The following is an 11,128-nucleotide window of genomic DNA, read 5'->3' on the forward strand; positions in this document are numbered from 1 at the left end:
AGATTCAACGGTTGGCAAAGGCTGCCCGGTTCGCGGTGGTTGCCGGCCCGTAGGCGCCGTTGACGCTGCCCACCCGCCTCCTTACGCTCCGTCCCCATGGATGGACACCGTCTACGTACGGAAACGCAGCCCACGCCTCCTCCCCGGCCGGCCGGCGCGCCGCCGCCCACCACCATCACCGCCGTCCACCTCACCCCGGTCCTCGTCGCCGACCCGCCCCTGCTCAACGTCCAGGGCGTCCACCAGCCCCACACCCCCCGCCTGATCATCGAAGTGACCACGGCGGGCGGTGCGACCGGCCTCGGCGAGACCTACGGCGACACCGTGTACCTCGACCTCGCCCGGCCCCTGGCCGACGCGCTGATCGGCCGTCAGGTCACGGAGCTGAACACGCTGCCGCTGCTCGCGGCCGAGGTCTGCGGCGACTCCCCGGCGGCCACCGGCGCCGAGGACGTCACCGCGGGCGGCCTGCGCGGCGTGCGCACCGCCGACAAGCTGCGCCTGTCCGTCCTCTCCGGCTTCGAGGTGGCCTGCCTGGACGCATGGGGCCGGCACGCCGGGCTGCCCGTGCACGCCCTGCTCGGCGGCAAGGTCCGCGACCACGTCGAGTACAGCGCGTACCTCTTCTACCGCTGGGCCGCCCACCCCGGCGGCCGCGGCGAGCCGGACGACTGGGGCGCGGCCCTCGACCCGCCCGGCATCGTCACCCAGGCCCGCCGCTTCCGCGATACGTACGGCTTCCGCTCCTTCAAGCTCAAGGGCGGCGTCTTCGAACCCGCACAGGAGATCGCCGCGATCCGGGCCCTGGCCGCCGCCTTCCCCGGCCATCCCCTGCGCCTCGACCCGAACGGCGCCTGGAGCGTCCCCACGTCCCTCCATGTGGCCCGCGAACTCGATGATGTCCTCGAGTACTTGGAGGACCCCACCAGTACCACCGCCCACATGGCCGAGGTCGCGTCCCGCACGGACCTCCCGCTGGCCACGAACATGTGCGTCACCACCTTCGCCGAGATCCGCGAAGCCTTCACCCGCGACGCCGTCCAGGTCGTCCTCGCCGACCACCACTACTGGGGCGGCCTGCGCAACACCCGTGAACTGGCCGCCGTCTGCCGTACCTTCGGCGTCGCCCTGTCCATGCACTCCAACACCCACCTCGGCATCAGCCTCGCCGCCATGACCCACGTCGCCGCGACGGTGCCGGACCTCGCGTACGCCTGCGACACCCACTACCCCTGGCAGACGGAGGACGTGCTCACCGAACGCCTCACCTTCCGGGACGGCCGCCTCCCGGTCTCCGACACGCCCGGCCTCGGCGTCACCCTCGACCGCGACCGCCTCGCGGCCCTCCACGCACGCTGGCTCGCCGACGACGGCACCCTGCGCGACCGCGACGACGCGGCGGCGATGCGGGCCGCCGATCCGGGGTGGGTGGTGCCCCAGGTGCCACGGTGGTGAACGGTGCCGAGCGGCGCGTCCCGGCCGCCGACGGGCCGGCGCTCCCGGCGCCCGGGGCGCGTACCGTATTCATCCCGTACGTGATCTTTGGAGGGAGCTGTACCGATGGCACAGGAAGTGCGTGGCGTCATCGCGCCGGGGAAGAACGAGCCGGTGCGGCTGGAGACGATCCTGGTGCCGGACCCCGGGCCGGGCGAAGCCGTGGTGAAGGTGCAGGCGTGCGGGGTCTGCCACACCGACCTGCACTACAAGCAGGGCGGGATCAACGACGACTTCCCGTTCCTGCTCGGGCATGAGGCGGCCGGCATCGTGGAGGCCGTGGGCGCGGGCGTCACCGACGTGGAGCCCGGCGACTTCGTGATCCTCAACTGGCGCGCGGTCTGCGGCAAGTGCCGGGCCTGCAAGCGCGGCCGCCCGCAGTACTGCTTCGACACCCACAACGCCCGCCAGAAGATGACGCTCAAGGACGGCACGGAGCTGACGCCCGCGCTCGGCATCGGCGCCTTCGCTGACAAGACGCTGGTCGCGGCCGGACAGTGCACCAAGGTCGACCCGGAGATGTCCCCGGCCGTGGCCGGACTGCTCGGCTGCGGTGTGATGGCCGGCATCGGCGCGGCCATCAACACCGGCGCGGTGGGCCGCGGCGACTCCGTCGCGGTGATCGGCTGCGGCGGCGTGGGCGACGCGGCGATCGTCGGCGCGCGGCTGGCCGGCGCGTCCCGGATCATCGCCGTGGACGTGGAGGACCGCAAGCTCTCCATGGCCAAGACGATGGGCGCCACCCACACCGTCAACTCGCGCGCAGCCGACCCGGTCGAGGCGATCCGCGAGCTGACCGACGGCTTCGGCGCCGATGTGGTGATCGACGCGGTGGGGCGCCCCGAGACGTACCGGCAGGCGTTCTACGCCCGCGACCTGGCCGGCACGGTCGTGCTGGTCGGCGTGCCGACGCCGGAGATGAAGCTGGAGCTGCCGCTGCTGGACGTGTTCGGCCGCGGCGGTGCGCTGAAGTCGTCCTGGTACGGCGACTGCCTGCCGTCCCGCGACTTCCCGATGCTGGTCGACCTGCACCAGCAGGGCCGCATCGACCTGGCCGGCTTCGTGACGGAGACGATCGGCATCGAGGACGTGGAGCAGGCGTTCGAGCGGATGCACCGCGGCGACGTGCTGCGCTCGGTGGTGACGCTCTGATGGCGGCCCGCATCGACCATCTCGTCACCTCCGGCACGTTCTCGCTCGACGGCGGTACGTGGGACGTGGACAACAACGTGTGGATCGTCGGGGACGACATCGAGGCCATCGTCATCGACGCCGCGCACGACGCCGACGCGATCCACGAGGCCCTGGACGGCCGGACGCTGCGCGCGATCATCTGCACCCACGCGCACAACGACCACATCGACGCCGCCCCCGCGCTCGCCAACCGCACCGGCGCGATGATCCACCTGCACCCGGACGACCTGCCGCTGTGGAAGCAGACCCACCCGGACCGGGCGCCGGACGAGTCGCTGGCCGACGGCCAGGTGCTGACCATCGGGGGCGTCGACCTGACCGTGCTGCACACCCCCGGCCACGCCCCGGGCGCGGTCTGCCTGTACGCGCCGGAGCTGGGCGAGCACGGCACGGTCTTCACCGGCGACACCCTCTTCCAGGGCGGCCCCGGCGCCACCGGCCGGTCCTTCTCCGACTTCCCGACCATCGTCGACTCGATCCGGGAGCGGCTGCTGACGCTGCCCCCGCGGACCGAGGTCCGTACCGGGCACGGCGACGGCACGACGATCGGCGCGGAGGCGCCGCACCTGGACGAGTGGATCAAGCGCGGGCACTGAGGTCCCCTCAGATACCGGTGGTGGCCGCCCGCTCCAGAATGCGGGCGGCCACGGCCGGTGAGTCCACCAGCGGGTGCAGCGCCATCGCGCGCAGCGCCGCGTCCCGGTCCTTGAACTCCGCCGCCTCGACGGTCGCCAGCTCCACGGCCTTGAGCTGGAGCATCAGCCCCAGCTGATCCTCGCGCAGGGGGGCGCACGGCAGCGGCCGGGCGCCCCGCGCGTCCACCTCGCACACCGTCTCGATGACCGCCTCGGGCGCGAGCTGCGGCACGGTCGAGCCGTTGCGTACGTTCAGGATCAGGCGCGCGTGCCGGTCGCCCGCGATGGCGCGCATGACCGCCAGAGCCACCCGGTCGTAACCGCCGCCCTCCAGATCACAGGTGTCGCGCTGCCAGCCGCCGGTCGCCTCCCGGCTGTGCGCCATGTACGTCTCCTCGCGCTCCAGCCGGGTCCGCTCCCACAGCGCGTACGCCTCCCCGGGAGAGACACCGGAAGCCGCCTCGAAGAAGCCGCCCTGCTGCTGGTCCAGGAACTCCCCGCGCGTCTCCTCGGTGTTCACCAGAGAGGAGAGCGTCTCGCGGCGGAAGTAGTAGTAGTGCAGGTATTCGTTGGGGATCGAGCCCAGCGCCCGCAGCCACTCCGCGCCGAAGAGCTTGCCCTCCTCGAAGGAGGTGAGCGCGTCGGGATCGGCCAGCAGGCCGCCCAGCAGATCCGTACCGTCCTCACCGGTCAGCGAGCGCAGCCAGCCCAGGTGGTTGAGGCCGACGTAGTCGTACGTCACCCGGTCCGGATCGGCGCCCGCGGCCCGCGCCGCCCGCCGCACCAGCCCCACCGGCGAGTCACAGATCCCGATCACCCGCTCGCCCAGCACCTGGGACATCGCCTCGGTCACCGTCCCGGCCGGATTGGTGAAGTTCACGACCCAGGCGTCCGGTGCCAGCGCCGCCACCCGCTCGGCGATCCGCAGCGCCACGGGCACCGTGCGCAGCCCGTACAGCACGCCGCCCGCGCCCACCGTCTCCTGCCCCAGCACCCCCGCGTCCAGCGGAATCCGCTCGTCCGCGATCCGGCCCGCGGTGCCGCCGACCCGGATCGCGGAGAACACGAAGTCGGTGCCGCGCAGCGCGTCGTCCAGCGAATCGGCGATCCGTACGCGGACGGGAGGGGGCTTGCCCGGCCCGCTCCGCCGCTCCGCCTGCCGGGCCAGCACGGAGGCGATCACGGCCACCCGCCGCGCGTCGGTGTCGTACAGCGTGACCTCGGAGACGGCCTGCGCGGGATCGTCCAGGAGCGCGCGGTGCACGAGCGGTACCCGGAAACCCCCGCCGCCCAAAATCGTGAGCCTCATGGGCCGGAACGTACCGTAAGCATCGGGCACACTGACGGCACGCGCACACAAGAGAGGGGCAGGCACGGTGAGCGCACACGATGTCCAGCGGACCCCCGGAAACGGAACGGGCGGCCACGTCCCGCCGGGCCCCGCGCCCGCGCTCGACCCGCTCGCCGCCGTACGCGCCGACGGCGACCCGGCCACTGACGTCTACCTCACCGGCACGGTCTTCCTGGACATCATCTTCACCGGCCTGGACTCGGCCCCCGTACGCGGCACGGAGTCCTGGGCCCGCGGCATGGGCTCCAGCCCCGGCGGCGTCGCCAACATGGCCACCGCGCTCGCCCGCCTGGGCCTGCGCACCTCGCTCGCCGCGGCCTTCGGCGACGACATGTACGGCGAGTACTGCTGGGAGGCCCTGGAGCGCGGCGAGCACGTCGATCTGTCGATGTCCCGCACCGTCGCCGGCTGGCACTCACCGGTCACCGTCTCCATGGCGTACGAGGGCGAACGCACGATGGTCTCGCACGGCCACGAGGCGCCCAGCGGACCCGCCCGCACCGCCTTCGACGGCAAGCACGCGCCAGGCTGCCCGCCGCCGTCCCGGGCCTGCGTCGCCTCGCTGACACCCGGCAGCCCCGAGGGCTGGCTCGGCTGCGCCGCCCGCCGCGGCAGCCGGATCTTCGCCGACGTCGGCTGGGACGACACCGGCCGCTGGGACCCGGCCGACCTCGCCGAACTGGAGCACTGCGAGGCGTTCCTGCCCAACGCCGAGGAGGCGATGCGCTACACCCGCCTGGACTGCCCGCGCGCCGCCGCCCGCAAGCTGGCCGACCTGGTGCCGGTCGCCGTGGTCACCCTGGGCGCCGAGGGCGCGTACGCGGTCGACGGGCGCACCGGCGAGACCGCCGAGGTGCCCGCCATCGCGGTCGAGGCGATGGACCCCACCGGCGCCGGCGACGTGTTCGTGGCGGGCTTCGTCACCGGCTCGCTGGCCGGCTGGCCGCTGGCCGACCGGCTCGCCTTCGCCGGACTCACCGCCGCCCTCTCCGTACAGGAATTCGGCGGCTCGCTGTCCGCGCCGGGCTGGGTGGAGATCGCGGCGTGGTGGCAGCGGGTGACCGCGGCGGGGGCGTACGGACGCACGCCGGACGGCGGCCCGGCGCGCGCCTGCGATGTCCAGGACGCCGCCGCGCTCCGCCGCCGCTACGCCTTCCTGGACGCGCTGCTGCCCACCGCCGCCCGCAGCTGGCCGCTCGCCCGCGCGCTCCCGACCATCGGATTCCGCCGCCCCGCGTGAGCGGCCCGTCACCCGGGGAACATGGGAACAGGGGAACGCCGGAAAAGGCTTCGGGCTTGTCAGTGCACCGTCGTACCCTTGGTATCCCAAGGAGCCGAGCCGCGGGGCAGCAGTCCGCGGCGCAACGAATGGGGGATGAGCAGGCCACAGAGCCGGCCCATGACTCAGACACCTACACGACCGCAGGCGCACGCCCAGTTCACCGTCCCCGCCAAGCACCCGATGGTGACGGTCCTGGGGTCCGGAGACGCCCTGCTGCGGGTCATCGAGAACGCCTTCCCGGCCACCGACATCCACGTACGCGGCAACGAGATCCGGGCAACCGGCGACCCCGCGGAAGTGGCCCTCATCCAGCGCCTCTTCGACGAGATGATGCTCGTCCTGCGCACCGGTCAGCCGATGACGGAGGACGCGGTGGAGCGCTCCATCGGCATGCTGCGCTCCGCGGCGGACGGCGGGGGCGCGTCGAGCGAGACCCCCGCCGAGGTGCTCACCCAGAACATCCTGTCCAACCGCGGCCGCACCATCCGCCCGAAGACCCTCAACCAGAAGCGCTACGTCGACGCCATCGACCAGCACACGGTCGTCTTCGGCATCGGCCCCGCCGGCACCGGCAAGACCTACCTCGCCATGGCCAAGGCGGTACAGGCCCTCCAGTCCAAGCAGGTCAACCGCATCATCCTGACCCGCCCCGCCGTAGAGGCCGGCGAACGCCTCGGCTTCCTCCCCGGCACCCTCTACGAAAAGATCGACCCGTACCTCCGCCCGCTGTACGACGCCCTCCACGACATGCTCGACCCGGACTCGATTCCGCGGCTGATGGCGGCGGGGACGATCGAGGTGGCGCCGCTCGCATATATGCGGGGAAGGACGCTTAATGACGCCTTCATCATCCTCGACGAGGCCCAGAACACGAACCCCGAGCAGATGAAGATGTTCCTCACCCGGCTCGGCTTCGATTCGAAGATCGTGATCACGGGTGACATCACGCAGATCGACCTGCCGGGCGGCACGAAGAGCGGTCTCAAGCAGGTGCAGGAGATTCTGGAGGGGCTGGACGACGTGCATTTCTCGCGTCTCACCAGCCAGGATGTCGTCCGGCACAAGCTGGTCGGCCGTATTGTCGACGCGTACGAGAAGTACGACAGCCAAAACGGCCGGCGAACCTGAGAAACGAGAAGCAGCACTTCATGTCGATCGACGTCAACAACGAGTCCGGTACGGACATCGACGAGCAGGCGATCCTGGATGTCGCCCGCTATGCCGTGGCCCGGATGCGTATCCACCCGCTCTCCGAGCTGTCGGTCATCGTCGTGGACGCCGACGCCATGGAACAGCTCCACCTCCAGTGGATGGACCTCCCCGGTCCGACCGATGTCATGTCCTTCCCGATGGACGAGCTGCGTCCGCCGGCCAAGGACGACGAGGAGCCCCCGCAGGGGCTCCTCGGTGACATCGTGCTGTGCCCGGAGGTCGCCAAGAAGCAGGGCGAGGAGGCGCCGACCCGGCACAGCATGGACGAGGAGCTCCAGCTGCTGACCGTGCACGGCGTGCTGCACCTGCTCGGGTACGACCACGAGGAGCCCTCCGAGAAGGCCGAGATGTTCGGCCTCCAGGCGGCGATCATCGACGGCTGGCGCGCCGAGCGCGGGCTGACCGGGCCCTCGCCGGCCCCGACCGTCACCTGACGGCGGGTGCTCCGGTGACCACCCAGTTGATCGCGGTCGCGGTCCTCCTCGTCGTTGTCGCCTGGCTCGCGGCCTGCGCCGAGGCGGGCCTCGCCCGTACGACGAGCTTCCGGGCCGAGGAGGCCGTACGGTCGGGGCGGCGCGGCAGCGGCAAGCTGGCCGCCGTCGCGGCCGACCCCGTCCGCTATCTGAACGTGGCGCTGCTGGTGCGCGTCGGCTGCGAGATGGCGGCCGGGGTGCTGGTGACGTACGCCTGTCTGCGCTCCTTCGAGGAGACCTGGCAGGCGCTGACCGTGGCCATCGCGGTGATGGTGCTGGTCTCGTACGTCGCGGTCGGCGTCTCGCCCCGTACGATCGGCCGCCAGCACCCGCTGAACACCGCCACCGCCGCGGCGTACGTCCTGCTGCCGCTGGCCCGGATCATGGGCCCGATCCCGCGGCTGCTGATCCTCCTGGGCAACGCGCTCACCCCCGGCAAGGGCTTCCGCCAGGGACCCTTCGCCTCCGAGGCCGAGCTGCGCTCGCTGGTGGACCTCGCGGAGAAGGAGTCGCTGATCGAGGACGAGGAGCGCCGGATGGTGCACTCCGTCTTCCAGCTCGGCGACACCCTCGTACGCGAGGTGATGGTGCCGCGTACGGACCTGATCTCGGTCGAGCGCTTCAAGACCATCCGCCAGGCGCTGACCCTCGCGCTGCGCTCCGGTTTCTCCCGTATCCCGGTGACCGGCGAGAACGAGGACGACGTGGTCGGCATCGTGTACGTCAAGGACCTCGCCCGCAAGGTGCACATCAGCCGGGACGCCGAGACGGAGCTGGTCTCCACGGCGATGCGCCCCGCGGTCTTCGTGCCCGACACCAAGAACGCCGGTGACCTGCTGCGCGAGATGCAGCAGGACCGCAACCACGTCGCGGTCGTCATCGACGAGTACGGCGGCACGGCCGGCATCGTGACGATCGAGGACATCCTGGAGGAGATCGTCGGTGAGATCACCGACGAGTACGACCGGGAGCTGCCGCCCGTCGAGGACCTCGGCGACGGCCGCTACCGGGTCACCGCCCGGCTGGACATCGGCGACCTCGGCGAGCTGTACGGCTTGGCGGAACTGGACGACGAGGACGTGGAGACGGTCGGCGGCCTGCTCGCCAAGCACCTGGGCCGCGTCCCGATCGCGGGTGCCACCGCCGAGATCGACCTCAGCGACAACCCGTCCGCGCTGTCGCCGAAGGCGCTGCGGCTGACCGCCGAGGCCCCGGCCGGCCGTCGGAACAAGATCGTCACGGTGCTCTGCGAGCCGGTCAGGGGCGAGGGGGAAGCGGAGTCCGGTCAGGACTGACCGTGGTTACGGGGCCGCGGCCGGTCGGGACCGGCCGCGGTTACGGGGCCTACGACCGGTCGGGCTGACCGTGGCGAAGTGGCCGTGGCCCCGGTCAGGGCCGGCGGCGAGGCCGCGGCTGATCAGGGCTTGCGGCGGCGTCGGAGCGGCAGCCGGTCCGGAGCGACCGCCACGAGCAGTCCGGCGAGCGCCGTGGTGGCCCCGGTGACCACCACGGCGGGCCAGCCGCCGCCGGACCACGCCACCGTCCCCACCAGCGATCCGACGGCGATGCCGAGGAAGCGCAGGGTGAAGTAGAGGGTGTTGAGGCGGCTGTGCAGCGCGGGGTCGAGCCCGAACAGCGACGTCTGCGACGCCGCCTGACTGCCCCAGACCCCGACGTCCAGGACGATCACCCCGGCCAGCAGCCAGCCCAGGGCGCCGCCGCCCGGCAGCAGGAGCAGCCAGCCCACGATCACCAGGCCGATCAGCGCCGCGAGCGCCCCGCGCCGCCCGAACCGGTCGGCCAGCCGTCCCGCGTACGGCGAGGCCAGCGCGCTCGCCGCGGCCACCAGCCCGAACAGGCCGATCTCGGTGGACCCGTACCCGTACTGCCCCTCCAGCAGGAACGTCAGCGTCGTCCAGAACGCGCCGAACGCGATCCCCACCAGCGCCCCGGAGACGGTGATCCGACGGACCGGCGGATGGCCGGCGAACAGCCGCGGCAGGGAGGCGAGCGTGGTCCGGTACGGGGCGGAGGCAGCCGCCGGGACGCGGGGCAGGGCCCGGCGCAGGACGAGCACGGTCAGCAGCGTCAGCACGCAGGAGCAGCCGAAGACCGCGCGCCACCCGACCTGCTCCGCCAGCGCACCCGAGTACGCGCGCGAGGCCAGCACCCCGACCAGCAGACCGGCCTGTACGGTGCCGACCACCCGGCCCCGGCCGGCCGCGCCGCCGCCCGCGGCCAGCGCGACGGCGAGCGGGGTGACCAGCTGCGGTACGGGCGAGAGCAGCCCGACCGCGAAACCGGCCACCACCAGCCAGACGACGGTGGGCGCGAGAGCGCAGGCGGCGAGCGCGAGAGCGGAGGCCGTGCCGAGGCCGAGGATCAGCCGCCGCCGGTCGTGGCTGTCGCCCGCCGGGACCAGCAGCAGGATGCCCGCCGCATAGCCGAGTTGGGTGGCGGTGGGAACCGCGCCGAGGACGTCCGGGGCCACCCCGAACGAGGCGGCGGCGGCGCCCAGCAGCGGCTGGTTCAGATAGACGTTGGCGGCCGTGACGGCGCTGGTCACGGCGAGCAGCAGCGCCATCGGGCGGGTCAGGCCGGGACGGGGTGGGCGGTCGGTGCGCGGGGGAGCGGAAGCAGGTTCGATCACATGAGTTGACGCTAAGACGGGCGCGCGGTGGCAGGCTTGTGTTGTAGCGCCAATATGTGTCGAGAATGTGCCAGGCGTGCGGGAGGGCATAGCCCACGCAGGTGGAGGGCGGAGCTCAGCCCGGCAGAGGGCGGAGTACGGAGCGGGGCTGGGCACGGAAGAAGGGCGGAGGCGAACGTCGTGTACGGCAAGAGCGAGCACCGCGACGATTACCAGAACGTGCCCCGCCCGGTCGCCGCGATGGCCCGCGACCTGCCCGACGGCCACCACATCCCCGAACACCACCACCCCCGCGCCCAGCTGATCTACGGCACGACCGGCGCGATCACCGTCGCCACCGGGCACGGCGTATGGGCGGTCCCCGCCACCCGCGGCGTATGGGTGCCCGCCGGCCTCACCCACGCGATGACCTGCGCGGGCGCGGTCGCCATGCGGACCCTCTACATCACGCCGCAATCGGCCTGGCACCTGCCGGCCGACCCCACCGTCGTCTCGGTCTCCCCGCTGCTGCGCGAGTTGATCGACGAGGCCACCCGCATCCCGGTCGAGTACGACCGGCGGGGCCGCGACGGCCGGGTGATGGAACTCCTGCTCCTCGAACTCGCGCCGCGCCCCGTACCGGCGCTGCACCTGCCCGCACCGGCCGACCCGCGGCTCGTGGACCTCTGCGCGGCGATCCGCCGCAGCCCCGGCGAACGCTGGACCACCGCGTCCGCCGCGGCCCACGCCCACCTCAGCCCGCGCAGCCTGCACCGCAGGTTCGGCGCCGCGACCGGGATGAGCCTGGCCCGCTGGGTCCAGCAGGCCAGGCTCGTACAGGCCGTCACTTTGCTCGCG

At 72.5% G+C, this 11,128-nt stretch carries 10 protein-coding genes (1 of these 10 only partly in view); 8 read left to right on the forward strand and 2 right to left on the reverse strand.

The genetic code is table 11. The features are described from left to right. Positions 1-96: 96 nt before the first annotated feature. From CP984_RS27310 to CP984_RS27320, 3 genes are all read left to right on the forward strand, one after another. Complete coding sequence (locus CP984_RS27310) at positions 97-1,455, forward strand: enolase C-terminal domain-like protein (protein ID WP_003984333.1); 1,359 nt, start codon at positions 97-99, stop codon at positions 1,453-1,455. A 105-nt stretch (positions 1,456-1,560) separates the two neighbouring features. Continuing rightward, complete coding sequence (locus CP984_RS27315) at positions 1,561-2,646, forward strand: S-(hydroxymethyl)mycothiol dehydrogenase (RefSeq protein ID WP_003984334.1); 1,086 nt, start codon at positions 1,561-1,563, stop codon at positions 2,644-2,646. Further along, entirely contained in the window at positions 2,646-3,284 is a 639-nt protein-coding gene (locus CP984_RS27320; RefSeq protein ID WP_003984335.1) for an MBL fold metallo-hydrolase, read from the forward strand. The genes CP984_RS27315 and CP984_RS27320 overlap by 1 nt, the downstream gene beginning before the upstream one ends. A gap of 7 nt (positions 3,285-3,291) precedes the next feature. Here the strand turns inward: CP984_RS27320 and CP984_RS27325 are convergent, their stop codons facing one another. Continuing rightward, a complete protein-coding gene (locus tag CP984_RS27325) occupies positions 3,292-4,632 on the reverse strand; it encodes a family 4 glycosyl hydrolase (protein WP_030184600.1) in 1,341 nt (446 codons plus the stop codon). A 67-nt stretch (positions 4,633-4,699) separates the two neighbouring features. On the opposite strand from CP984_RS27325, the gene CP984_RS27330 reads away from it, so the two are divergent. From CP984_RS27330 to CP984_RS27345, 4 genes are all read left to right on the forward strand, one after another. Further along, positions 4,700-5,914: a carbohydrate kinase family protein gene (locus CP984_RS27330; protein ID WP_003984337.1), complete on the forward strand. Its 1,215-nt coding sequence runs from the start codon at positions 4,700-4,702 to the stop codon at positions 5,912-5,914. Positions 5,915-6,073: 159 nt separating this feature from the next. Next, positions 6,074-7,084, forward strand: a complete 1,011-nt coding sequence (locus CP984_RS27335) for a PhoH family protein (protein WP_030184597.1) — start codon at positions 6,074-6,076, stop codon at positions 7,082-7,084. A 20-nt stretch (positions 7,085-7,104) separates the two neighbouring features. Next, positions 7,105-7,602 (forward strand): rRNA maturation RNase YbeY, encoded by a 498-nt coding sequence (gene ybeY, locus CP984_RS27340; protein WP_003984339.1) that lies wholly within the window; start codon positions 7,105-7,107, stop codon positions 7,600-7,602. Between the two features lie 14 nt (positions 7,603-7,616). After that, on the forward strand, positions 7,617-8,936 hold the full coding sequence (locus CP984_RS27345) for a hemolysin family protein (protein WP_003984340.1): 1,320 nt from the start codon (positions 7,617-7,619) through the stop codon (positions 8,934-8,936). 122 nt (positions 8,937-9,058) lie between these two features. On the opposite strand, the gene CP984_RS27350 is transcribed toward CP984_RS27345, so the two are convergent. Further along, positions 9,059-10,291: an MFS transporter gene (locus tag CP984_RS27350; RefSeq protein ID WP_226048704.1), complete on the reverse strand. Its 1,233-nt coding sequence runs from the start codon at positions 10,289-10,291 to the stop codon at positions 9,059-9,061. Between the two features lie 180 nt (positions 10,292-10,471). Here CP984_RS27350 and CP984_RS27355 point away from each other — a divergent pair, with 180 nt between their 5' ends. After that, positions 10,472-11,128: the 5' portion of an AraC family transcriptional regulator gene (locus CP984_RS27355; RefSeq protein ID WP_003984342.1), read on the forward strand. 120 nt of this gene lie beyond the right edge of the window; 657 of the gene's 777 nt are visible here — the first part of the coding sequence; its start codon is at positions 10,472-10,474; its stop codon lies off the right edge, out of view.

This window comes from Streptomyces rimosus (assembly GCF_008704655.1).
Lineage (GTDB): Bacteria > Actinomycetota > Actinomycetes > Streptomycetales > Streptomycetaceae > Streptomyces > Streptomyces rimosus.